Origin of the sequence: Hymenobacter montanus (assembly GCF_014699115.1) — a bacterium.
In the GTDB taxonomy this organism is placed as follows: Bacteria; Bacteroidota; Bacteroidia; order Cytophagales; family Hymenobacteraceae; genus Hymenobacter; species Hymenobacter montanus.
On sequence record NZ_JACXAD010000025.1, the window covers coordinates 19938 to 44101 of the forward strand.

At 56.6% G+C, this 24164-nt stretch carries 16 protein-coding genes; 9 read left to right on the forward strand and 7 right to left on the reverse strand.

Features of this window, described 5'->3' with window-relative positions; all coding sequences use genetic code 11:
• The first annotated feature begins 88 nt into the window (after positions 1-88).
• Positions 89-985, forward strand: coding sequence for a carboxypeptidase-like regulatory domain-containing protein (locus IC235_RS18565; RefSeq protein WP_191006706.1), 897 nt, complete (start codon positions 89-91; stop codon positions 983-985).
• 400 nt (positions 986-1385) lie between these two features.
• Here IC235_RS18565 and IC235_RS18570 read toward each other — a convergent pair whose 3' ends face one another.
• Together IC235_RS18570 and IC235_RS18575 are read right to left on the reverse strand one after the other, a co-directional pair.
• The gene (locus tag IC235_RS18570; RefSeq protein ID WP_191006707.1) at positions 1386-2648 is read right to left on the reverse strand and encodes a serine hydrolase domain-containing protein; all 1263 of its coding nucleotides are present in this window, start codon (positions 2646-2648) and stop codon (positions 1386-1388) included.
• 65 nt (positions 2649-2713) lie between these two features.
• Entirely contained in the window at positions 2714-3976 is a 1263-nt protein-coding gene (locus IC235_RS18575; RefSeq protein ID WP_191006708.1) for a serine hydrolase domain-containing protein, read from the reverse strand.
• A 687-nt stretch (positions 3977-4663) separates the two neighbouring features.
• Between IC235_RS18575 and IC235_RS18580 the strand changes: the two genes are divergently transcribed.
• From IC235_RS18580 to IC235_RS18605, 6 genes are all read left to right on the forward strand, one after another.
• Entirely contained in the window at positions 4664-5953 is a 1290-nt protein-coding gene (locus IC235_RS18580) for a WD40/YVTN/BNR-like repeat-containing protein (RefSeq protein ID WP_191006709.1), read from the forward strand.
• Between the two features lie 161 nt (positions 5954-6114).
• Entirely contained in the window at positions 6115-7416 is a 1302-nt protein-coding gene (locus IC235_RS18585) for a carboxypeptidase-like regulatory domain-containing protein (RefSeq protein WP_191006710.1), read from the forward strand.
• A 384-nt stretch (positions 7417-7800) separates the two neighbouring features.
• Positions 7801-8871, forward strand: coding sequence for a WD40/YVTN/BNR-like repeat-containing protein (locus IC235_RS18590; protein WP_191006711.1), 1071 nt, complete (start codon positions 7801-7803; stop codon positions 8869-8871).
• Positions 8872-9035: 164 nt separating this feature from the next.
• Positions 9036-10877 (forward strand): M61 family metallopeptidase, encoded by a 1842-nt coding sequence (locus tag IC235_RS18595; protein WP_191006712.1) that lies wholly within the window; start codon positions 9036-9038, stop codon positions 10875-10877.
• 831 nt (positions 10878-11708) lie between these two features.
• Positions 11709-12611 (forward strand): ABC transporter ATP-binding protein, encoded by a 903-nt coding sequence (locus IC235_RS18600; protein WP_191006713.1) that lies wholly within the window; start codon positions 11709-11711, stop codon positions 12609-12611.
• Positions 12612-12722: 111 nt separating this feature from the next.
• A complete protein-coding gene (locus IC235_RS18605; protein WP_191006714.1) occupies positions 12723-16403 on the forward strand; it encodes an ABC transporter permease/M1 family aminopeptidase in 3681 nt (1226 codons plus the stop codon).
• A gap of 439 nt (positions 16404-16842) precedes the next feature.
• On the opposite strand, the gene IC235_RS18610 is transcribed toward IC235_RS18605, so the two are convergent.
• The 5 genes from IC235_RS18610 to IC235_RS18630 form a co-directional block, all read right to left on the reverse strand.
• Positions 16843-17508 carry an SdpI family protein gene (locus tag IC235_RS18610; protein WP_191006715.1) on the reverse strand — a complete coding sequence of 222 codons (666 nt, stop codon included), beginning with the start codon at positions 17506-17508 and terminating at the stop codon, positions 16843-16845.
• A gap of 31 nt (positions 17509-17539) precedes the next feature.
• Positions 17540-17794: an autorepressor SdpR family transcription factor gene (locus IC235_RS18615; RefSeq protein WP_191006716.1), complete on the reverse strand. Its 255-nt coding sequence runs from the start codon at positions 17792-17794 to the stop codon at positions 17540-17542.
• Positions 17795-17942: 148 nt separating this feature from the next.
• Positions 17943-18857 carry a CPBP family intramembrane glutamic endopeptidase gene (locus tag IC235_RS18620; protein WP_191006717.1) on the reverse strand — a complete coding sequence of 305 codons (915 nt, stop codon included), beginning with the start codon at positions 18855-18857 and terminating at the stop codon, positions 17943-17945.
• 1003 nt (positions 18858-19860) lie between these two features.
• A complete protein-coding gene (locus tag IC235_RS18625) occupies positions 19861-20241 on the reverse strand; it encodes a hypothetical protein (RefSeq protein WP_191006718.1) in 381 nt (126 codons plus the stop codon).
• Positions 20242-20351: 110 nt separating this feature from the next.
• Entirely contained in the window at positions 20352-20921 is a 570-nt protein-coding gene (locus IC235_RS18630; protein WP_223847405.1) for an RNA polymerase sigma factor, read from the reverse strand.
• 276 nt (positions 20922-21197) lie between these two features.
• Between IC235_RS18630 and nuoK the strand changes: the two genes are divergently transcribed.
• Together nuoK and nuoL are read left to right on the forward strand one after the other, a co-directional pair.
• On the forward strand, positions 21198-21542 hold the full coding sequence (gene nuoK, locus IC235_RS18635; protein ID WP_191006720.1) for an NADH-quinone oxidoreductase subunit NuoK: 345 nt from the start codon (positions 21198-21200) through the stop codon (positions 21540-21542).
• Positions 21543-21685: 143 nt separating this feature from the next.
• On the forward strand, positions 21686-23638 hold the full coding sequence (nuoL, locus tag IC235_RS18640) for an NADH-quinone oxidoreductase subunit L (RefSeq protein WP_191006721.1): 1953 nt from the start codon (positions 21686-21688) through the stop codon (positions 23636-23638).
• Positions 23639-24164 lie beyond the last annotated feature (526 nt).

The following is a 24164-nucleotide window of genomic DNA, read 5'->3' on the forward strand; positions in this document are numbered from 1 at the left end:
CCTCCCGGGCCAGACAACCTTTTCCAATGAGACGCCATCTGGCTTGCTGAACCCGGCCGCAGCGGCTACTAATCTTTTTTACCATCCCATGAAAAACCTCTTGTTCGCGTGCCGCTTTGGGCGGCGCCTGGCCACGCTTTGCCTACTGAGCAGCCTCAGTAATACGGTTTACGCCCAGTCGGAATCCATTGCCGGGCAAGCCCTCAACCAGAGCACGCAGGCACCCTTGCCGTACGCCAGTGTGGGCGTGCTGGGCCGCCCGGTGGGCACCGTCGCCGATGAGCAGGGTCGTTTCAGCCTGCGCATCCCCCCCGAATACGATGCCGACTCCCTGCGCATCTCACTCGTGGGCTACCGCCCCCTGACCATGACGGTCCGCGCCTTCCGGCAGCGGACCTGCCCGGCCGGTCCGCCCTGCCCGGTACTGCTGGTAGCCGCGGCGCAAACGGCCCTGAGCGAGGTAGTGGTGCGCCCCAAAGGCCGGGCGGTACGCCGCGTACTCGGCAATTCGAGCAACTCCAAGTATGCCTCAATGACGTTCGACAACAATGACTTAGGTAATCAGGTAGGGCAGCTGATCCGCATCAAGCGCCCCACCATGCTGGAGCAGGTGTCGTTTCATATCAATAAGTGTACCTACGACAGCCTGTTTTATCGCGTCAATGTGTACCGGCTCGGACCGAATGGGATGCCCGACGAACGGCGCAATATCCTGCCCGAAGCGGTGTACGTGCGCCTGGCCAAAGCCCAGACCGCCGACCGTATCCGGCTGGATCTGAGCCGCTACCAACTGTGGCTGGAACCGGACGAACACGTGGCCGTGTGCCTGGAGCTGGTGCGCGACCTTGGGCCGGGCAAGCTGCACCTCACTGCCACGATCCTGGGCGGCCCGGTGTTCGTAAAAGAGGGCGGAGTAGGCGAGGGCTGGCAGAAAGTGGGAGCTTTCGGTATGGGTATTGATGCTACCGTGACCGAGATTCGGTAAAAACCCTGGCTTTTAGCAAGCTGTGCTGTAAGCGCCTGACTTAATCAGGGAGGTAACGAGTTCTTAGCTGCGGGCCTGCTTTGCCTTAATCACTTTTACTCGGGTAAGAAGAGGAGTTGTGGTCCGTCGTAATCAATAGGCGACGCGCTACTGAATTGAGCGTTTTTGCACTATAGCAACCAATAAATTATCCGTATCGCCTACTCACCCGCACTGCTCAAAACGCAGCATCTGCGCGCATAAAAGCCTATAGGACCCGGAATCTAAAAAAGCTGAATCGGATAAATAACAGTCTTTTAAATAGCTGCTCGTAAACAATTAGAGGGCATAAAATAAAAAAAGTTAGGGTAGGTGGATCATAATCCACCCACCCTAACTAACAATACAGCTTAGCTAAATACTAAAACCGCTGTGCTATTTCTCTTAGCGGCTGCTGACTTTCGGCATCCGCCGTAGCTTTGTCGTTGCTGAGCTTTACGATAACGATGTTCTTACTAGGCGAAATATAGATGAACTGACCTAAGGAACCATCCGCAGTAAAGTCTGTCGTGGGATCATCGGCTGCTGTTTTAGGGAACCACCACTGGTAATTATAGAGAAAAGAGTAAGGGTAAGTATTGGCGGGATCAGGCCTACTGGAGGCCGCCACCCAACTGGCCGGTACAATCTGCTGGCCTTGCCAGCTGCCCCGGTGCAAAAACAGCCGGCCAAACTTGGCATAATCCCGCGCCCGGGCATTGAGGCAGCACATCGCCTTTTCCATGCCACCGACCCGGTCTAGGCTCCAGGAGGCATCAAACTCCATTCCTAGGGGCGTCCATATTTTATCCTGCAGGTACTGCGTTACGGAGGTCTGCGTAGCCCGAGTCAGAATAATGCCGAGTAGTTGCGTGTTGATACTCTGGTAATTCAGCTGCTGCCCCGGCGCGGTTTCAACATCCAACCCCCTGACGAAGGCCAGGATATCGGAGGTAGTGTACAGACGGCCCAGATCGGAAGTGATGTTAAACGTCTCGTCAAACCGTATTCCGGAAGTCATGTTAAGCAAATGCTTGATTGTGATTAGTTCAAACCCTTTGCCGTTGCGTAACTCGGGGAGGTAATTCGTGATGGGCTCATCTACGCTTTTGATTTTCCCCTCTCCAATGGCAATGCCGATCAAGGCCGAAACCCAGGATTTAGCCACGGAAAAGGAGGTGCCAACGGAACTGGCCTCGTAGTTGTTTCCTTCATTCGGATAGTATTTCTCCACAATGATCTTGTCATTCTTGATAACCAGGAAAGCAATGGTAGCCGTCGAGCGCAGATAATCTTCGACTCGAACGTTGGCTCCGTTTACTGGAATCTGAGTGTTCAATAAGTTATCCTGATTATCCGTGTTCCGGGAAAAGACAAAAGGAGTAGGTGCTGCTTTGAGGTTCCTCAACGGAAACTGCTTGTAGTTGGTCAGATCTGGCCCGATAACAGGAGTATTAATCTGCGGGGGCGTATCCTGAACCTTTACCGAAGCGATATCTATCGTGTCTGGATCCTTATCCTTGCTGCACGAAGCCAAAGCCACGGCGGCAAAAAGAGCTGGTGCGAAGAACCATTTGTTCGTTTTAGCCAGAAATGCTTTTTCTGAAGTTACCGATTTGGTTATTGTTCGTGACTGTTGGTACATCTTTTCGGGATTAAAAGGTTGAGGGTTTCGGCAGGTACGCCTGACCGAAACCCCCAATTTTTAGGCTAAAACCGCTGCGCTATTTCTCTCAATGGAATCTGACTATCGTCATTTCGTTTGTTGTTACTGAGCTTTACAATGACGATGTTTTTGCTGGGCGAAACGTAAATAAACTGGCCCAGGATACCATCCGCAGTAAAGTCTGTCGTGGGGTCATTGGCCGACATTTTAGGGAACCACCACTGGTAATTATAAAGAAAAGCGTAAGGGTAGGTATTGGTGGGGTCGGGCGCACTGGAAGCGGCTACCCAACTGGCGGGTACAATCTGCTGACCTTGCCAGCTCCCGTGGTGCAAAAACAGCCGGCCAAACTTGGCGTAATCCCGCGCCCGGGCATTAAGGCAGCAAAAAGACTTTTCAATGCCGCCGACCCGGTCCAGGCTCCAGGAAGCATCGAACTCCATGCCCAGGGGAGTCCATATTTTATCCTGCAGGTACTGGGTCACGGATGTCTGCGTGGCCCGGGCCAGAATGATGCCCAGCAACTGCGTATTAATGCTCTGGTAGTTCAACTGCTGCCCCGGCGCGGATTCAACCTCCAACGCCCTGACGAAGGCCAGGATATCGGAGGCAGTGTACAGACGGCCCAGATCGGAGTCCACGTCATCTCGCTCCTGAAATCTTATTCCGGAGGTCATGTTAAGCAAATGCTTGATCGTGATTCTTTCAAACCCTTTGCCGTTGCGTAGTTCGGGAAGATAGTTGGTGATGGGCTCGTCGACGCTCCTGATTTTTCCTTCGCCGATGGCAATGCCAATCAATGCCGAAATCCAGGATTTACCCACGGACCACGACGTTGCGATGGAGCTGGCTTCGTAATTATTTCCTTCATTAGGATAATATTTCTCTACGATGATTCTGTCATTCTTGATAACCAGGAAGGCGACGGTAGCCGTAGAACGCAGGTAATCCTCGACTCTAACGCTGGCATCGCCCACCGGAATCTGAATATTTAATAAGTTATCCTGATCCGCCGTATTTCGGGAAAAGACGAAAGGAGTAGGCGACGATTTGAGGTTTCGTAAGGCAAACTGCTTATAGTTGGTGAGATCCGGCCCAGCAACAGGCGCGTTAATCTGCGGGGGCGTGTCCTGTACCTTGGTCGAAGTAGTCTCTGGCTTAGTAGTATCTGGCTTGTCGCTATCCTTGCTGCAAGAGCCCAAGGCCACGGCGGCGAAAAGGGCTGGAGCGAGGAGCCATTTAGGTGTTCTGGTCAGAAATCCTTGGCCATGACTTACCGTGTTGGTTCTTGTCTTTGACTGGTACATCTTTTCGGAAATAATAAAGTTGAGGCTTGTTTTCGGGTGGTGATTCACATCATCTGTAGGGCTTCAGGCATATCGCAGAGGAGTCTTCCGGCTGGTACAGCCCATGGTTGCCGCGCTCTATACCAAGTTCTGGCTAGCCGCTACCTGCTAGTTTGTCCGGCATATTCATGGGTCCAGGTCTGACAAAAATTTGCTTATTCTAAGCGGCAACGAAATTTTGCCTCCTGTTTTTTACCTTTATTCATGGGATAATGAAATATTATCCGGATTAAACGAATACTCGGCCTGAGGGTTACGGCCTATTTTGAAATAGTAATCCCGCAGTTAGCCCCGCGATGGGTTGAGTAGAGGACTAAAGAAGAGAGGGTGGAGTAGGGGCTGGAGAAGGTAAGTCCTTGGGCCAGGGCCGAGGCCCTGATCAGGGAGATTTGCTAGAAGCCTTGGCTTTTTGCGCATTGCGCAGTAATAACCTGACTGAGCCAGCGATATAGCTCGTGTTCTTCCACGGAGCTGGCCCGCGCTCAGCCCATCTTTTACCGCACTCGTGTAAAAATCAGGAAATCCATGACTACCCGGCCCCTAGGTTTAGGCTGCCTAAGCCTAGGCTCATTTCCTTTCTTCCTCAAACAATTCCTTATGATAATGCAGCAGGTATACTGTCGGCTCGTAGCCGCGTTTCTCTTAGTTATGATTGGGCTACCGGGCTCGCTCCGGGCCCAGCAGTGGCAGGCCCTGGCCGGGGCCCCACAGAATGGGCAGAAACAGGATGACGTATTTTTCCTGAACCCAAGTCTGGGCTGGGCCGTGAATGGCTCGGGGCAGATCCACAAGACCACCAACGGCGGCCTCAACTGGGAACGTCAACTCACCCAGCCGGGTACTTATTTTCGCTGCATCGGCTTCACCGATGCGCTCAATGGCTTCGCGGGCAACATCGGGCCCGACTATTTTCCGGGGGTGACCGATGCCGTGCCGCTCTACCGTACCCAGAACGGCGGTACTACCTGGACCCCCGTTACGCAAATCAGCGGCCCGGCCCCTAAGGGGCTATGCGCTATTGAGGTAGTGTCGGCGCAAGTAATTTACGCGGCCGGGCGGGTAGGGGGGCCCTGCCACCTGCTTAAGTCCACCGATGGCGGCCAGAACTGGACGTCGATTGCCCTCGACCCTAATCAGGTGCAGATGGTAACCGACGTGCATTTCGTTTCGGCTACCGAAGGCTACATCTTTGGCGGTACCAATGCCAACGCCCAGCTATCAAAAGCCGTGGTGCTGCGCACCACCGATGGCGGGCAATCGTTTCGGCCGGTATACGAGTCGGCGCGGCCGTTTGAGCTGTGCTGGAAAGCCTCGTTCCCAACCCGGCAGGTGGGCTACCTCACCGTTTTAAGCTACGCGCCCGCCGACCCGGCCCGCTACGTGGCCAAAACCATCGATGGCGGCCTTACCTGGCAGGAGTTGCCATTCGTTAACAACGGCTGCAAAGAGTTTGGTGTCGGCTTCCTGGACGCCTCTACGGGCTGGGTGGGCACCGACTTCGGTACGGGCTACGAGACCCGCGATGGGGGCCAGAGCTGGCAGCCCAGCAACGTGGGCCGGTACATCAACAAGATTCGGCTGCTGCGCGGCCCCAGCAATGAAGTTACAGGCTACGCCATTGGCCTGAATCTGACCAAGCTGCAGTCCACCGTAACCGCTCTGACGCCGGCCACTGAAGCATTTGCCTTCGCGGCTTTCCCCAACCCCACCAGCCGGCAGGTGACGCTCCGCTACAACCTGCCGGCCCGGCAGCAGGTACGGTTGGTGCTCACGGATATGCTGGGGCGCCAGGTAGCCACCGTTTTCGACGAAACCCAGGCCGCGGGCCCGCACGAGCGGGTGTACACGCTGCCGGGGGGCTTCAGCAACAACCTGGTGCGGTTTACGCTGTCGGCGGCTAAAGAACAAACCACCTTGCCCGTGAGCGTGCAGCCCTAGGTGTTTTGCTTTTTCGGTCCGGGTTCTGGAATTCCACTCTTAGCCCATCCCGCCGGATGCATAAGGGAGCAGCGGATACAGCAGCGGAGGCAACCTTTTCCAGCAGGACGTCATCTGGCCCCCAAACTTGGCTGCTACGGTGGCAGCTAAACCTTTTTATCATGAAAATTTCCAGCTTTGGACTCCGCAGTAAGTACTTCCACCTGAAGATGCCGAAATTGAAAACCATTTGCCTGGCTGTTGGTCTGGCTCTTGTACCGGCACTGAGTATGGCCCAGGCTCCAACTCTGCTCCGTGGTACCGTGGTAGATGCCCGCACCAGGGCGGCGCTACCGTATGCGTCGTTGGGCCTGCGCCACACCGGCATCGGGACGGTGTCTAACGCCGAGGGGACGTTCCGGCTGCAAGTGCCCGCCGGGCACGCCTCCGACACGGTAGAAGTGCAGTGCCTGGGCTATGCTCCGTTGCGCCTGCGCCTGCAGCCCGCGCTGCTCGCGGCGGCCCAAACGCTGGCGCTCACGCCGCAGGAGTACCAGCTGAATGAGGTGCGGGTGACGGCGTATACGCCCACCAGCCTGCTAGCCAAAGCCGTGCGTACGACTAGGGCCCGCATGGCCAGCCCGGTGGTGCTTAACTGCTACTATCGCGAGTTTGCCCGCCTCAATGGGCGTTACAACAAGTTTGCTGATGGCCTGGTCGACTACTATATTAAAGCCAATCCGCGCCGCCCGCAAGCGCCCGAAGTGCAGGTGCGCGTGCGGGAGTCGCGGGTGGGCGAGCTGCCCACGGCCCCCGACGACGCCAACAAGGCCATCCCTTCGCCTATCGACGTGGAGAAGGCCGGCAGCTATTACGACGTCACGGAACGCGCCCGTTTTCTGGACAGCACGTCATTCCGCTTCTATAGCTATGAAGTGCGCGAAGCCGTAAGCCCGAACGGCGCCGAAGATCCCTTCTACGTGGTCACCTGCACGCCCATCACGCAAGAATACCCATATCTGCAGCAGGCCACGGTGCGGATCGACCGCCGGAGCTTCACCATTCGCAGCGTAGAAAGTGAGGTGCCCGGAGCGCTGCAACAGTATATGAAAGGAATCAACCTGCTGATTATAAAAGCCAAAGTTAATTCTAGTCGCAAGCGCATCGAGTACCACGAACTGAACGGACAGGTTTATCCCAGTTTCGTCCGCCTGGACGTAGGTATGGAAATTACTACGGGCAATAAACCCCCGCTACAGTATGTATTTTCCAGCGGAATGCTGGTGCGCGATGTAGCCCTCGGCGCCCAGGTGGCTCCTTTTCCGAAGGCGGAGCGGCACAGTGGCTCGCTGTATAAAAAAGGCACCAGCTATCAGCATCCGTACTGGCTCGAGGGCAACGTGGTACCCGCCACGGCCGAAGAGGAAGCGGTGATCAAAGAGCTGGAGAAAGCTACTGCTTCCGCGGCGAAGCCTAGTCGATAGGCGCTATAGTTAGTCGGCCGTGGCTGCTGAGCAAGGTTATGCTCTATTACCAGTCTACTACCAAGTGATTCGCCATCCGAACGAAGCAACGATGACATTCATTCCTGGTCCTTAGTCGGCAAGCTCGGTTAGGCCGGTTGCTTGCCGCTGCTCCCAGGCTTGACGGGAAGTGTTCATTCGCCATGTGAGCCTCCGGGATGTTTGGCACTTTTTGATTAAATTTTTTCTAATAGTACCTTGCTTTGCAAGGTACCTTTTAATATCTTTGTCGCGTTCGTAGCTTGTAAGCCACCTCAATCGGCGAAGAGGAGTAAGCCCGAATCGGCGGCGAGAAATTTTTAGATCAACAAAAACGACCGGGTGCTTAGCGCACTCCCTCACCTCATGAGAAACCTCTTTTATTCCTTTTTGCTGCTCCTGCCGCTGTTCAGCCACGCCCAGACTTGGCAGAAGCAATCCACTGACCCTTACCGCGGCAAGCAGGACGACATCTGCTTCATCACGCCTAACCAGGGCTGGTACGTGAACGGCGCGGGCAAAATATACGGCACCCGCGACGGGGGGCAGCATTGGCAAAAGCTCTTCGAAAAGCCGGGTACATTCTTCCGTTGCGTGGCTTTCATCGACAGCCTGCGTGGTTTTGCCGGCAACATCGGCACCCAGTATTTCCCGGGCGTCACGGATACCATTCCGCTTTATGGCACCCGCGACGGGGGCCGCAGCTGGCAGCCGGTTAAGTACAGCGGCCCCACCGTAACCGGCCTCTGCGCCCTCGACGTGGTGAAGGAGCAGTTCATCAACGCCGGCAACATCGATTACCGCTACCACATTTTTGGGGGGGGCCGGGTAGGCGGGCCGGGCTTCTTGCTGCACTCGCCCGACAACGGCACCACCTGGACTTCGCGCGACCTGCGCCCTTTTGGAGCCCAATACATCTTGGATATCAAGATGTTCAGCGCCCGCGAAGGGTTTATCTGCGCCAGCTCCAGCCCGGAAGTAGAGAAGTCGAACGCGCTGATTCTTTCTACCAAAGACGGCGGCCAGACCTGGCAGAAGCGCTACCAAAGCAACCGGCCCTTCGAAATTACCTGGAAGCAAAGCTGGCCCAGCCGCAAAGTGGGCTACGTTACCGTCCAGAGCTACAACCCCGATACGCTGGTAGCCCAGCGCTACGTGGCCAAAACGACCAATGGCGGCAAAACCTGGAAGGAGATTCCACTCGTCAAAAATGCTAAGGTGCGCGAGTTTGGGGTGGGCTTCGCCGACGAAAAAACCGGGTGGGTTGGAGCCGCGCCCCACGGCTTCGGTACCCGCGACGGCGGCAAAACCTGGGAAAAGGTCGACTTCGGCAACGCGGTGAATAAAATCCGCCTCGTAAAAACGCCCGATGGTGGCTACGTGGCTTATGCCATCGGGGTCGGGGTGTACAAGCTGATTGCACGCACCCCCAAGTAAGCGCCAGGGTCGCCGGCAAGCACGTTTTTACCTAACCCCATCTACTGCCAGATACCAGGCGACTGCCTCACTAATCCCGGCAGCGAGGCCACTAATAACCAGATACCACACTTTTTTAATCGCCCGACGCCCTTGCGCCACTGGGCTTTTTCCCTCTTTTCTGTATGAATAAGCTGCTGACCATCCTGCTTTTTGGCCTCTTGGCAACGCCACCAGTATTCGCTCAGTCGGGCGACGGCTACCGCGTGCACCTGGACCTGACCCAACCGACCAACGACCAAGTGCGCATAGTAGTCAACACGCCCAAAGTGAAGGAAAGCCAAGCCACCTACGTGGTTCCGGCGATGGCGCCGGGCACCTACGCCTACCAGAACTTCGGCCGCTTCGTGCACGATTTTCGCGCCTTCGACCGTAAAGGCAAGCCGTTGGCTACCCGTCGGGATGGCACCAACCTGTTCATCATTGATCAAGCCCAAAAGCTGGCCCGGCTCGAGTACGCGATCGACGATACCTGGGATGTCGCGCAGGACAGCACGTTTATCTTCCAGCCGACCGGTACCAACTTTGAGGCCGGCCGCTGCTTTGTCCTGAACCAGTTCGGCCTCTACGGTTACCTGGAAGGCTACAAGATGCTACGTTACGAGGTAACGGTGGATAAACCCGCCGCCCTGTACGGTGCTACGGCCTTGCCCGGCCGCCGGGTCACGCCTACCCAGGATGTATTCACTGCTCCCGACTACGTGACCCTTGCCGATGGCCCCATACTTTATAGCCAGCCCGATACCATTAGTTACCTCGCAGGTGGGGCCCGCATTCAGTTTGCGGTGTTTTCGGAAATGGGTAAAATAAAAGCCCGGCAGGTGGCGGCTACTTTACGACCGACGGCAGATGCGCTAGCGAGCTTTTTTGGCCAGATGCCCGTGCCTCGGTACCAGTTTCTGCTGTATTTCGTGGGTCTGCAGTCGCCACTGATGCCCAAGAGTAATAAAATTGGCGCCCTGGAACACTCCTATTCATCGCTCTACTTCCTACCCGAGCTAGCGGATTCCACCGTGTTGCGCAACTTGCTGTTGAACATGGCGTCGCACGAGTTTCTGCACATGCTGGCCCCGCTCAACGTGCACAGCCGCGAAATTGGTGAATTTGATTTCCGAAACCCGAAAATGTCGCGGCACCTGTGGTTTTATGAGGGCGTGACCGAGTATTTCTCGCAGTTGATATCAGCCCAGAGCAGCCTGATTTCGCCCGACGACTTTCGGCGGAGGATACAGGAAAAAATTGTTGGCGCCGAGAAGTACCCTGCGGTTTCCTTCACCGAGATGAGCAGCAAGATTCTCGATCCCCCCTACATAGACATGTATATGAACGTGTACCAGAAGGGGGCGCTCATTGGCCTGCTGCTCGACATTCGCATCCGTGAACTTAGCCAAGGCCGCCAAACCCTGCGCGACGTGGTGCTGAAGCTGCGGGATAAATACGGCCCGACGCGCTCTTTCGAAGATGCCCGGTTCATTCCCGAAATTGTGGCCCTCACGCACCCCGACATCCAGCAGTTTTTCGACCAGTACGTAATAGGCAGCCAGCCGCTGCCGTACGCGGAATATTTCGATAAAATAGGGTGGCGTTACCGGGCGGAAGACTCAGAGGTGAAACGGGGCTTCGGCAAGCTGGCGGTTCAATATAATCTCGCGAAGGAGCAATTCGTGCTGATGGACACCAAGCCCGAACTCAATGCCTTCGGGCTGCAAAACGGCGATGCTATTCTAGCCGTTAACGGGACGACGGTAGAGATGACCAATGCCCGCAAGCTATTCGGCTTGCTCTCAAACGCTCCGACCAAACCCGTGACGCTCCGGGTGCAGCCAGTGGGGACAACTACCCCCCAGGAACGCAAAGGTATCCCCCGCGATTTTCGCATTGAGTCGAAGCACGTATTGCGGCCCGTCGATAATCCTACGCCTGCCCAGCGGGCTCTGCAAGACCAGCTGCTACGCCCCAAGGGTTGATGCTCTGCCTGATCGCCACTGGCCAGCAACTTTCAGTGGCAGTTGAGGTAACGGGGCCGGCGGATGCAGGCTGCATGCCCCAGCAGCTAACCAGCAGCACCCGCAGGGCATTGTCGCGGTAGTGCTGACGGTATGGCTACTTGCTGCCCTTGCGTACCCGCACGGAGCTGAGCCTAGCCCAGCGCTGGCAGTTCACGGTCTCGCCGCAGCGCGTCCGAACCGCTGCCTGACCCTGATACGGTGCTTGAAGTGAACCAGGCCCCGGTGACCAATGCGCCGTGGAACCCGGGGCGAGTGCTCTGGCAAGCCGGCTTTGTGCTGCGGGTGAATTAGAGACGCAACCTAGATAGACCAGTGCCCAAACCGAGAAACACAGCAGCAGTAGCCGCGCCTAGAAATAGGCCGGCCCTAAAACCAGTGATGACCAGCCTCGTCCACCTGCAAAATGTACAGCCACTCTAATTAACCATGAGTAACCGCGTTCGTCTGCGCCAGCTCCTCGTTGGTCAGCAAAGCGGTTTGGTTGGTCATGATGAGATGGAAGCCCCGGCCTTCGAAACCGACATTTGAACTATTAACCCTACTGTAATGCAAGAGTATGCCAGTGCCACAGGATTTTGCCCGCCCCGGCAACGGTGGCTGGCTCGTGCCTACTGGCCAGTGGTAAAAATAACTGCTTATCTCAGGCAACTGCGTTGGTCGCCCGGCATCGGTGACGAATTAGTGTAATGCCTTTGATAAGAGCGCGATTTACACATTCACTACTTGACTGTTCCCGGCGACTCCCGCATCTCAACGCTTTTTCTTACTCACTTTTTTCCTGCTCCCACTATGGCCCTCACCATCAGCAACCTCTCGAAGACGTACCCCAACGGGACGCATGCCTTGAAAAACGTTAGTCTCGACATTCCCACAGGCATGTTTGGCCTGCTGGGGCCCAACGGGGCGGGCAAAAGCAGCCTCATGCGCACCATTGCCACCTTGCAGGACGCCGACACGGGCTCGATTCGGCTCGACGATATTGACGTGCTGCGCAACAAGGAGGCCGTGCGGCGGGTGCTGGGCTACCTGCCCCAGGAATTCGGTGTGTACCCCAGCGTGAGCGCCGAGGAATTACTCGACCATTTTGCCACCCTCAAAGGCATCGCTAATAGCCGGGAACGCAAGGAACTGGTGGCGGCCCTGCTCCACCAGACCAACCTGTACGAAGTGCGCAAAAAGCACGTGGGCGGCTATTCGGGCGGAATGAAGCAGCGCTTCGGCATTGCCCAGGCCCTGCTGGGCAACCCCCGTCTCATCATCGTCGATGAGCCCACCGCCGGCCTGGACCCGGCCGAGCGCAATCGCTTTCACAACCTGCTCAGCGAGATTGGCGAAAACCTGGTGGTCATCCTCAGCACCCATATCGTGTCCGACGTGGCGGACCTCTGCCGCCACATGGCCATCATCAACAAGGGCGAGGTGCTGCTCACCGGCGACCCGTTCACGGTGATGAATAACCTGAAGGGAAAAATCTGGCGCAAGCTCGTCGAGAAGGCCGAGCTGCCGGCGTTGCAAGCGGCTACCCAGGTCATCAGCTCGCGCCTGTTTGCCGGCAAAACTGTGGTCCACGTCCTGGCCGATTCCGCGCCGGACAGTGGGTTTGAAATCGTGAATCCGGATTTGGAGGACGTGTATTTCTCGGAAATTAAAAATTACGAATTAAAAATTAAAAATGGGCCGGCCCTGGCATGATCGGCCGGTTGGGGTACCGATGAACCGACCTGCTTTGCCGGGCGCTGACCGACGGCCAGCGCATAACCACCCGGCTTTTTAATTTTTAATTCTCAATTTTTAATTGCCAACATGTTTCTCCCTATTCTTCTTTTCGAATTAAAATACCGGCTCAAGCGGCCGGCCACCTGGATTTACTTTTTCCTGTTGCTGCTCATGGCTTTCCTGCTCGTGACGGCCGCCGGCGGCGGCTTCGGCACGGGAGTTCACATCAGTCTGGGCGGCGACGGGCAGGCGGTGAAAATCAATAGTCCCTTTTCAATCAGCCTGACTCTGGGAGTGCTGAGTGTGTTTGGGATTATCATCGCTTCCTCGCTCATGGGCAACCCGGTGTACCGCGATTTTGAATACCGCACCCACGCCCTCTTTTACACCACGCCCATCAGCAAACCCGGGTATCTGGGCGGGCGCTTCCTGGGCTCCTACCTGGTGTCCGCGTTCGTCTTCAGCGGCATTGCCATCGGAGCGGCTTTGGCCAGTGTGATGCCCTGGGTCGAGGCCGACCGGTTTCTAGCCGTGATCCCCGCCGGCAGCTACGTGTGGCCCTACCTGCTGCTGCTGCTGCCCAACCTGCTGTTTACGGGAGCTATCTTCTTTACGATGGCCACGCTCACGCGCAACATCCTGAGCACCTACATTGGGGCCGTGCTGCTGCTGGTGGCGTATCTGGTGTCCTCAGCCTTGCTGCAGGATCTTAAGAATGAGCACCTGGTGGCCGCCCTCGATGCCTTCGGCCTGGCAGCCGTCGACCTCACGACCCGCTACTGGACGCCGGCCGAGAAAAACTCCCTGCTGCTGCCCTTGTCCAGCTACGTGCTGCTGAACCGGGCCGTGTGGCTGGCCCTGGGGCTCGGCCTGCTGGGGCTCTGCTACGCCCGGTTCCGGTTTTCGGCCTTCGCCTCCGAGAAACCCGCTAAAAAGTCCCGTAAAGCGCGGGCCGCGGCTACCGACGAGGCAGGTTCTTTGGCGGGCTCAGGGGCCGGGCTGGCCGCGGGGTTGCCCGGCGGCCTACGCTTGCCGCGCGTGGCGCAGGTGTTTTCCGGGGGCATGAGCCTGCGCCAGTGGTGGAGCCTGACCAAGCTGGAGTTTCGGGGCATCGTCCGCAGCCGCTACTTCGCGGCTATTGCCGGGGCCGGCGTCATTTTCCTGTTGACCTCGTCCTGGCAGGCGGGCAAAACCTTCGACACGCCCACCTTCCCCGTCACCAACGAGCTGCTGCGCATCGCCCTGGGCTCGTTTTTCTTCTTCTTCCTCGCCATCATCATTTTCTACAGCGGCGAGCTGGTGTGGCGCGAGCGGCAAGCCGGCGTGGCCCAGATTGCCGACGCCGTGCCCGTGCCGAGCTGGGTGCCCTTTCTGAGCAAGCTGGCCGCGCTGGGCCTGGTGCAAGTAGTGCTGCTGGCCGTGGTAATGGCCTGTGGGCTGCTGGTGCAGACGCTTAAAGGCTACTTCAACTACGAAATTGGCCTTTACCTGCGGTCCCTGTTCCTGTACCAACTGCCGTTTCTGCTCTTGTGGTGCGTGCTGGCCATGGTTACGCAGGTGGTAGTGAACAACAAGTACCTGGGCTTCTTCGTGGTAATCGCGTACTACGTGGCTAACTTCTTCCGCGGCCAGATGGGCCTCACGCACCGCCTGCTCGATTACGGCGGCAGCGCCAGCCCCGGCCGGTATTCGGCCATGAACGGGTACGGCCATTTTCTGCCTGCGTTTTGGTGGACCAAGCTGCTCTGGGCGGGGGTGGCCTTGCTGATGGTGCTGGCCGCGAACCTGCTGTGGGTGCGGGGCACCGACGCCACCGGCCGCCTGCGGGAGGCACGCCGCCGCTGGACCCCCGGCAGTACCGCCACCCTCGCCCTGGGCCTGCTGGTGAGCCTGAGCGCCGGCGCTTTCATCTTCTACAACACCAACGTGCTGAACCAGTACCGTACTCCCAAGCAGCAGGAGCAGCTACAGGTCACCTACGAAAAGCAGTACCGGCGCCTTAAAGACGTGGCCCAGCCGCGCATTACGGCCGTGGATATGAACACCGACATCTACCCCAGCACCCGCGCGGTGCGGTTCCGGGGGCAGTTTACGCTCGTCAACAAGCACCAGCGGGCCCTGGATACGGTTATCGTGAGTGTGCCTATGGAACAGCATCCCCGGCTGCGGGCCTTGGCCTTGGGCAAGCCCGGCCAGGCCACCCTGGCCCTGAACGACTCTACGCTTGGCCTGCGCCTGTATCGCCTGGCCCGGCCCCTGGCCCCCGGCGACTCGCTACCGCTCACCCTTGACCTGTTTTATCAGGAGCGCGGCTTCCCTAATTCAGGTTCCAATACCGACATCGTGTACAACGGTACCTTTATCAGCAGTGACTACCTGCCCCGCCTGGGCTACCAGGAGGGCGAGGAGCTAAGCGACGACCAGGACCGCAAGAACTACGGCCTCAAGCCCAAGCCGCGCATGGCCCCCGTGAACGACCTGAAAGGCCGCCAGAACACCTACATCAGGAACGACTCGGACTGGATCCGGTTCCGCACTACCGTCAGCACCGAGGCCGACCAGACGGCGATGGCCCCCGGCTACCTGAAAAAGGAATGGGTGCAGGATGGACGCCGCTACTTCACCTACGTGATGGACCGGCCCATGCTCAACTTCTACACCTACCTCTCGGCCCGCTACAAAACCTACACCGACAAGTGGGTGGATACGGCGGGAGGGCGCACCATTCCCATCACCATCTACTACCACCCGGGGCACGAGTACAACCTCAAGCGCATGGCCGAGGGGGCCAAGGCGTCGCTAGCCTACTGCTCGCGTAACTTTTCGCCCTACCAGCACCAGCAGCTGCGCATTCTGGAGTTTCCGCAGTACCAGCAGTTTGCTCAGAGCTTCGCCAACACGGTGCCGTTCTCCGAAGCTATTGGCTTCGTGGCCGACGTGAACGACAAGGACCCCGAAGATCTGAACTACCCGTACTACATAACGGCCCACGAAGTAGCCCATCAGTGGTGGGCCCACCAGGTTATTGGGGGCAACGTGCAGGGCAGCACGCTTATGGTCGAAAGCCTGGCCGAATACTCGGCCCTCATGGTGCTCAGCCACCACAACGGCCCCAGCACTATGCAGCGCTTCCTCAAAGTCGACCAGAACCGCTACCTAATGGGGCGGGCCTTCGAGAAGAAAAAAGAAGTGCCGCTGGCGCTGGTTGAGAACCAGCAGTACCTCCACTACGGCAAAGGCTCGGTGGTGATGTACGCCTTGCAGGACTACCTGGGCGAGGCTCGTCTGAACGGTGCCCTCAAGCAGTACGTTGCGGCTGTGGCCTTCCAGCCGCCGCCCTTCACAAACTCTACGGAGTTTATCGGCTACCTGCGCCGGGCCGCGCCCGACTCGCTCCAGCCCCTTGTGACTGACTTCTTCGAGCGCATCACGCTGTACGATAACCGCGTGACGGCCGCCACCAGCAAGAAGCTGCCCGATGGCCGCTATCAGGTCGATTTTACGGTGAAGAGTGCCAAGTTCTACGCCGACAGCCTCGGTAACGAACACCCCGCCGACCAAACCCGCGACGCCCTGCCCGTAGCCATCTTCCCGGAGCTGGGTCCCGATAAAAAGCCGGTGCCCCCGCTGCTGCTCAGCAAGCGCCACCTACGGGTCGGCGACAACCAGCTCCGCTTCGTGGTGGATAAAAAGCCTGCCACGGTGGCCGTCGACCCTTACAACTTCCTCATCGACCGCCAACTCGACGACAATACCAAAAAGCTGTAGCCTAACGCGGTTTCCAGCACAAGCAAAATCCCCGGTCAGTCTAATCTGGCCGGGGATTTTGCTTGTGCTGAAAGCTCAGCATTGTATTTATGCTGGTATTGGGATACGAGTCCGAGAGCGGTTGCCAGGCCGTGTGAGGAGGGCTTCTGCTGCTAGGTGCACGGACTGGAAGTGGCTGATAATTGCTAGATGAATAGGTAATAACATATTGAAAATATGCTGGTAGCCTGCTGGGGTTTCGCTTCGATGGCGAAATAGGCAGTGCCAGCCAGGTTCTTCACTATGGGCACCATGAGCGACGGAGTGTGGTCCTAGCTGCCCCACCAACAAGGAAATTGCGTGGGTCGATGGCAACGGCGACGGGCAGATGCAGAGCAACGAGTACGACGCGAAAGTTGCCGACAATAACTATGGCCGCGGCTGGTGGGGCCTTAGCCAGCTACAGGGCCTTGCGCAAGCGCTCTTCCTGTTGGAACACCACGTAAGAATACGCGTAGCAAAACACCACCGTGCCCAGCATCAGGCCCAACTGCATCGCTGGCAGCCAGGCCCGCGGCAGCAGCAGGGCCAGCGCTGCTGTGAGCAGGCCCGTAGCGCAGAAAGTAATGCCGCCTATTCGATTGGTGCGTGTCCATACCGCGGGGCTCTCCAATGTCCAGGGTGTGCGAATGCCCACGAAGTAGTTGGGTTGCACAGTGGTGATGTAGTTTCCCACTAAGGCTAGAAACAGGCCCAGCAGCACCGCGATGCCCCGGCCTGGAGCCATGCCCGGCTGAAGCGCTGTATGGAGTGCATAGCAAGCCACCCCGCCTAGCAAGGCCACTACGGCCAAGCGCAGCTTCTGAAAGTTGACGCTGTTACCGTCGAGCCGCTGCTTGGGATCGAAGCGGGGCAGGATGGTGAACAGTAAAGCCACGCCCAATGGCAGGCCCAGGGTGAGCAGCCAGATGTGGTCGCGGTTGGTGTACCCGTTGGCCTGGCCATTCAAGCCAAAGTGGGTAGGAATTTGCGGAGGCAAACGGCTCCACACCGAAAGCAAATACCCCGACGGCACCACTAGCGCTGCTACAGTGAGAAGTTGCCAGGGCAGCAGGTTCTTTTTCATGGTAAGGAAGTTGGGCTGAACCGAAAAAGAGTTAGAATTTGAATTGATAAAGCCATCCCAGCAACTCATCAAACACGGTCATGTTGAGGGTGTAAACCACGAACTGACCCTGTTTCTGGCTGGTAACCAAGTCGGCTTGGCGCAGCAAGTCGAGGTGGTGGCTAATGGTGGGAGCCGAGAACTGAAACTGCTCGGCAATGGCCCCGGCCGTGGCGGGCCCGGCCCGCAACCGCTCCAGAATGGCGCGCCGGGTGGGGTCGTTCAGGGCTTTGAAAATGGCATTCATGACAAGGCTTCAATGTTTAGGAAAATATCTAAATTTAGAGTGAAGCTCTACTAAAAATGCGCTCCTGCAGAGGGGGACCGCCCTAGATGCCCTTGATGGAATGACCGAATTAGTTACTATTCGCAGCCTTAATATTAGCTAACATCTGTTATATTCTTGAATACGATTTGATGAAAGATCCGTCAAAAACATAAATGCTGGTTGTTAAAAGCAAGCCCGCAATAACACCTGCCCATCCAGCAATAGAGCTAAACAATTCATTCGCATGGACTACATACAGGGTAAGAATACTACCACTTGCGTTGATCATGCCATGCAGCATACACGGCCCTACAATAGATTTCATTTTCAGCCTCACGTAAGCAAATACCGGACTGATGGCAACCGTAAATATGCACATCATCAAGATGCCAGTATACGAATGGTGCGGATAATTATGCCCCGCTATAATAATAGGTAGGTGCCACACTCCCCAGGTAATGCCGATGAGCAGATTCGATCTCACAAACCCTAAGGTTTGTGTCTCTTTTAGCATCAGGCCGCGCCAGCCAAGCTCCTCCCCAAGCATAATAGGCAGGTTTACCGATACTCCAGCAGCCATAGCCTGTAGCAGGAAGATAAATAACAAAGTGAGCGATGATGCATCAGGGATTTTGATAGCTCTAGTGTCAAGCCTGTTACCCAGCAGATTTCTGAGATTACTCTCAACACTTTCATGCGAGAAGTTTAACTGCCCAAACTCGGGGATTATGTCTGAGTTACCTAATAGCCCGACCACGCTAAAAGCCAGAGCAAGGAATGCCAAGAATATTATCGGGGTGATTAGTGCCCATCTGATGCTTTGCTTGGTGAAACCCCACCCATATTCTTTGAAACTACCCTTATAAATAAGTTTCTGAACAATAAACGCCGCCAAGCTTGGCCCAGGCATGTAGAGCCCCGCCACGATAATTGTTCCGGCGGTACTGGCATACTCAACGCGCAGCAGTTTCGAAATGATGAACACAGTCCAACTGATGCTAAAGGAAAAGGCCAGATAAAGAAGTATTTTTTTCCAATTCATCGCAGTAAGGGATTAGGATAGGGAAGCAGTTCGACAGATACTAGTCGTGAGCTCCTGTCGGTATTGGCTGTAGCTATAGTCGCCAGTTCAGCAATTGGTCCATTACAGCCTATGTTCAGGGTGTAGGTCACGAACTAGTCTTAAGTCTTTAGCTGGTGATTAAGTCGGCTGGTGGGGGCGGAGAACGGGAACTGCTCGGCAATGGCCCAAGCCGTAGCGGGTCCGCCCGCAACCCCTCCAGAATGGTGCGCTGGGTGAGGTCATTCAAGGTTTTGAAGAGGGCGCTCATGATGCTATTTCTGTATTTAGACAAATGTCTAAATAAAATCCGAATAAAAAGTGAGGCTTCGATGGAAACCACATTTAAATAGCTGCTAGTGTTCTCCCCTGGGCTCAGGCAAGCCAGCAAGGGCTACGCCGACTGTTGGGCTGTCGAACGTAACTCCGGTTTGGCATATCCGACTCAGCCGGCAAGGCTGCTGCGTTTGCGGGCATAATTCACAATAAGAGAACATTGACACTTGAATAAATCGGTTTATTTTTAGAATTATTCCTAATTATTGAATTGCTAGAGCTGATTTTTAGAGAATCCTTTACTTTTGATAAACTGCTGATAGCCAGTACTTTTTTGGTGATCAGCGCCCCACCGTGGCCGCTGTGCTGGTTAAGGTTGCGCCAAGCCGCAACCAACCAGCGGGAGAGCGAAGGCGCTCACCGGCATTAGCTCAATTTGGACAAACTCATTGGCTTTTTGTACCTAAGGGTAAGCAAGGCGCCTTGAGGGCAATGAACCGCCTTGCTGGGTAGAAGCAGGTAAGCCTAAACCAACGAGTACGTTGAATGCAGTGGGGCATACCTTCGTCAGTTCGCCCGCCAGAATCGGCCCTAAACCGACGATTACCTGAGTGCGATCGGAATAATCGGAATAAAAGGGGAGGTCCTGAAAAAGAAGCTCCGCTCCGGTGCTTTACTGCCGTGGGTCGCACTGCTGTGAGCCGCGAAGCTAGGCTGGTCGTTGGATTGGGGCCTCGGCCGCCGCTTCGCGTTGGCGCATCCGGCTCATGCTGCAGCGCTGCAGCATTTGTTGGCGGAATTTTTCGCGCTCTTCGGGGCTGAGGTGCTCCAGGCGGCGGGCCATACGCTGTTGCCAGGCCTTACGCCGCTGGGCCCATTTGCCGGGCTGCCCGCCCCGGAAGCCCCCAAACAGAAGCCGGGTGAGCAGCAACAAGCCAAACGTCTGCCCCAGGGTAATTGATGGCCCGTGGAACAGCTCGGGTACCAGCCAGTTCCACAGGTATTGCGTGATGAAAATGGCCGCCGTGATAAATAGCGCCGCGAAAAGAAAGAAGCGGAGGCCGCTCAGTAGCCAGAATTTACGGTCCATGATTGGTAATGAAATAATGAGGTGAAGAGTGACGTGGTTTTGATGGCAGCGCGACCAAGCCGATGAGCGAACGCTTCATCACCTTGATGCCCGCCACCTCGTCGCCTCGGTTAATCAGTAAACAATTCGGTGTACAGCTTTTGCAGGCGCTTGCGCAGGTGCAGCACGGCGTAATGCTTGCGCGAAATGAGGGTTTTCAGCGGCACGCCCGTTTCTTCTTCCATCTCGCGGAAAGATTTGTCTTCCAGCTCGTGCCACACAAACACTTGGCGCTGCACGGCGGGCAGCTCGGCCAGAGCCTCGGTGAGCGCTTCCATGAGGGTTTCGCGTAGGAGGCGGTTTTCGGGTAGGTCGTCGTGGGCGGGCAGCAGGTCGGCCAGCAGCAGGCCTTCGCCGTCGTCGGAGGCCTCGGCTGCTCCAAAGGCCGCCTCCAGGCTCACGGGGCGTTTGCGGCGGTAGAGGTCGGTAATCCGGTTGCGGGCCACGCGGAAGAGCCAGGCGGCTGCTTGCTCCACCGGCTTCAGCAGCCGGTAGCTTTCCACGAGCTCGGCGAAGACGTCCTGGAGAATATCTTCGGCTTCGGCCTCGTCGGGAATGCGGCGGCGGATGAACTGCAGCAGCCGGGGCCGCTGCTGGCGCACGGCTTCGGCAATCTGGCGGTCTTGCTGCGTAGCCGTCATCGGAGCAAGAGAAGAAGGAAGTGAGAGCGCCATGGTTTTCATTCTGAACAAGCAGACGCCCGTTCCCCGAAATTACTTTAAGTTTTTGAGGAATGCGCCGTGGGCCGACGTACGGGCTGTATAGCGGGCATTGCCCCGACGCCGGAACCCGGCTCGGGCGGCGCGCCCAGGCGGCCGGCTAAGGTCGCGCGCCGCTAAATTCGGTCCGGCTTTTTCGTTTTTCAGGATACCTTTGCCGGCCGGCTGGCTGCCCCGCCCTTTTGCCGTTCCTTTCGCATGGACCCAAGCATTTCTCAAACCGTTCCCGAAGTTATCCGCACCGTTCCGTTGCAGTACTACGTCTTTTTCGCCTCGGCTCTGTTTGCCATTGGCGTTACGGGCGTGCTGGTGCGCCGCAACGCCATCATTATTTTCATGTGCGTCGAGCTGATGCTCAACGCCGTGAACATTCTGCTAACGGCATTTTCAGCCTACCGCGCCGACGCCAACGGCCAGATTTTCGTGTTCTTCATCATGGCCGTCGCCGCCGCCGAGGTCTCGGTAGGGCTGGGCATCATCGTCATGATTTACCGCAACTTCCAAACGACCGACGTCAATCTGCTCAGCCGGTTGAAGTGGTAATTAGTTGGTTGTTGGTGCTTGGTGCCTAGTGCTTGGTGCTTGGTAAAAAGAATCCAATACCGCATTAAGCATTAACTACCAAGCATCAACAACTAGGCACCAAGCACCAAGCACCAACTACCAAGCACCAGGTACTACTCGCAATGCAAGAAACCGTTCTTCCCGGCGCTGTCGCCCCTTATCCCACGTTGCTCTACGTGCTGATTCCGCTGCTGCCTTTCCTGGGCTTTCTGCTGAATGGCTTGCTGAACCGAAAGCTATCCGGCACCGTGGCCGGGCTCATTGGCAGCGCCACCGTGCTCGGCTCGTTCCTGATTTCGGTGATGCTGTTCCTGAACTTCCAGTACCAGTACACCGTGCAGCTTTTCGACTGGATTTCCGTCGGCTCGCTGCAAATTCCTTTTCAGTACCAGATTGATCAGCTCAGCCTGATTATGCTGCTGCTGGTGACGGGCGTGGGCTTCCTGATTCACGTGTATAGTATCGGCTACATGCACCACGACGAAAACGTGGGCAAGTTCTTTAGCTTCCTGAACCTGTTCATCTTCAGCATGCTGCTGCTGGTAATGGGTGCCAACTTCGTCATCCTCTTCATCGGTTGGGAAGGCGTGGGCTTGTGCTCCTACCTGCTCATCGGCTTTTGGAACAAGAACACCGCGTACAACAACGCCGCCAAAAAAGCCTTCATCATCAACCGCATTGGCGATCTGGGCTTCCTGCTCGGGATATTTCTTATCTACCTTACCTTCAACTCAGTGCAGTACGCGGAGGTATTCCAGAAGGCCAGCCTGGGGCAGTTTGGAACCTACGGCGCGGGCATCTGCACGGCCATTACCCTGCTGCTGTTTGTTGGGGCCATGGGTAAGTCGGCACAGCTGCCGCTCTACACCTGGCTGCCCGATGCCATGGCCGGTCCTACGCCCGTTTCGGCGCTCATCCACGCTGCTACCATGGTTACGGCCGGTATCTACATGGTGCTGCGGGCTAACGTGCTATTCACCCTGGCGCCCGAAACGCTGGAAGTAGTGGCCATCGTGGGCGCAGCCACAGCCTTGTTTGCCGCTACCATCGGCCTGGCGCAGAACGACATCAAGAAGGTATTAGCGTATTCCACCGTGTCGCAGCTTGGCTACATGTTCCTGGCTTTGGGCGTAATGGGCTACTCCTCCGCCCTGTTCCACGTCCTTACCCACGCGTTTTTCAAGGCGCTGATGTTCCTCGGTGCCGGCTCGGTTATTCACGCCATGAGCAACGAGCAGGACCTACGTCGCATGGGTGGCCTGCGTAAGGCCCTGCCCATCACGTTCCTGACCTTTCTTATTGGCTGCCTGGCCATCTCGGGCATTCCGCCGTTCTCCGGCTTTTTCTCGAAGGACGAAATTCTGAGCCACGCTTATGAGCACAACAAAGCATTGTGGGCCATGGGATTACTCACGGCCTTCCTGACGGCGTTTTACATGTTCCGTCTGCTGTTCCTGGCCTTTTTTGGCGAGTTCCGCGGCACGGCCGAGCAGAAAAACCACTTGCACGAGTCGCCCGCTTCGATGACGCTGCCACTGGTTGTGCTGGCCCTGCTGGCCGCCGCCGGCGGGTTTATGGGGGCCCCCATGTTCACGGGTGGTCGCCACTACCTGGCCGACTACCTGGCTCCGATTTTTACCTACTCGCGGCGCCTCCTGCCGGCGGCCTTCTCCGCCGAGCCCGACCATAACACCGAATTGATGCTAATGGGCTTGTCGGTAGCGGCGGGCTTGTTGGGCATCGTTCTAGCCTACGTATTTTACGTAGCCCGCGCCCAGCGCCCAGTCGAAGAGGATGCCCAGCGCTCGGCTCCTGAGCGCTTGGTGTACCATAAATACTATATTGATGAGCTATACAATGCTTTGTTTACGCGGCCCATCATGGCCCTATCCAACGGCTTGTACAAGTTTGTGGAGAATGGCATCATCAACCCGGTTGTCGGCAGCTTTGGCCGCATCGTAAATGGGGGCGGGCAGCTGCTGCGCTACGTGCAAACCGGTGCCGTAGAAACCTATTTGATTCTGATGGTAATCGGCATCGTGCTGATTCTTGGTTTGAATTTTGGGCGGCTTTAGGCCGGCTTACTCATCGCCTATCAGTTTTTAGATTAGCTCTGGCGGATGAGATACCATTCTGCTGGCATGATGGCCACTGCTGAAACCAACGCCTCATGAAGCTTCGAGGGGTATGTCTATCCTGGCTGGCCGCCAGCATTCTGCGGCGGTATTAAGTGCTGGCTCGGCAAATACCAGCACGACAATATGGCACTAATTCAGGTGTTGATATTACGCTGATCTTATATTTGGGTAGGCCTTGAAGCAGGGCCACCACTGGCAGGCACGGCTTTGGGATGGCGAATGGAGCATGAATGAGCTCTTGCTAGCCCAGCCCGTCGGCTTTGGTACATGAGGCATTGAGGTGCTGATGATTAAGGTTGGCCTAGCTACTCGACGGTTACTGTCGTAAGTGCCGATCACAGGCTCAATTTTAGTGATAAGGTGTGAAGCGCGACAATTAAATAAATAACGCGCACTTATTGAGTGACTTGTAGCGCATTTGGTTGCGTGGCACGCCGATATAACAACTTTTTTAATTAGAAAA

Bases quoted from the DNA above. Each gene is read 5' to 3' on its own strand.
- IC235_RS18565 (WP_191006706.1), top strand. From the start codon at position 89: ATGAAAAACCTCTTGTTCGCGTGCCGCTTTGGGCGGCGCCTGGCCACG.
- IC235_RS18570 (WP_191006707.1), bottom strand. From the start codon at position 2,648: ATGTACCAACAGTCACGAACAATAACCAAATCGGTAACTTCAGAAAAA.
- IC235_RS18575 (WP_191006708.1), bottom strand. From the start codon at position 3,976: ATGTACCAGTCAAAGACAAGAACCAACACGGTAAGTCATGGCCAAGGA.
- IC235_RS18580 (WP_191006709.1), top strand. From the start codon at position 4,664: ATGATTGGGCTACCGGGCTCGCTCCGGGCCCAGCAGTGGCAGGCCCTG.
- IC235_RS18585 (WP_191006710.1), top strand. From the start codon at position 6,115: ATGAAAATTTCCAGCTTTGGACTCCGCAGTAAGTACTTCCACCTGAAG.
- IC235_RS18590 (WP_191006711.1), top strand. From the start codon at position 7,801: ATGAGAAACCTCTTTTATTCCTTTTTGCTGCTCCTGCCGCTGTTCAGC.
- IC235_RS18595 (WP_191006712.1), top strand. From the start codon at position 9,036: ATGAATAAGCTGCTGACCATCCTGCTTTTTGGCCTCTTGGCAACGCCA.
- IC235_RS18600 (WP_191006713.1), top strand. From the start codon at position 11,709: ATGGCCCTCACCATCAGCAACCTCTCGAAGACGTACCCCAACGGGACG.
- IC235_RS18605 (WP_191006714.1), top strand. From the start codon at position 12,723: ATGTTTCTCCCTATTCTTCTTTTCGAATTAAAATACCGGCTCAAGCGG.
- IC235_RS18610 (WP_191006715.1), bottom strand. From the start codon at position 17,508: ATGAAAAAGAACCTGCTGCCCTGGCAACTTCTCACTGTAGCAGCGCTA.
- IC235_RS18615 (WP_191006716.1), bottom strand. From the start codon at position 17,794: ATGAATGCCATTTTCAAAGCCCTGAACGACCCCACCCGGCGCGCCATT.
- IC235_RS18620 (WP_191006717.1), bottom strand. From the start codon at position 18,857: ATGAATTGGAAAAAAATACTTCTTTATCTGGCCTTTTCCTTTAGCATC.
- IC235_RS18625 (WP_191006718.1), bottom strand. From the start codon at position 20,241: ATGGACCGTAAATTCTGGCTACTGAGCGGCCTCCGCTTCTTTCTTTTC.
- IC235_RS18630 (WP_223847405.1), bottom strand. From the start codon at position 20,921: ATGACGGCTACGCAGCAAGACCGCCAGATTGCCGAAGCCGTGCGCCAG.
- nuoK (WP_191006720.1), top strand. From the start codon at position 21,198: ATGGACCCAAGCATTTCTCAAACCGTTCCCGAAGTTATCCGCACCGTT.
- nuoL (WP_191006721.1), top strand. From the start codon at position 21,686: ATGCAAGAAACCGTTCTTCCCGGCGCTGTCGCCCCTTATCCCACGTTG.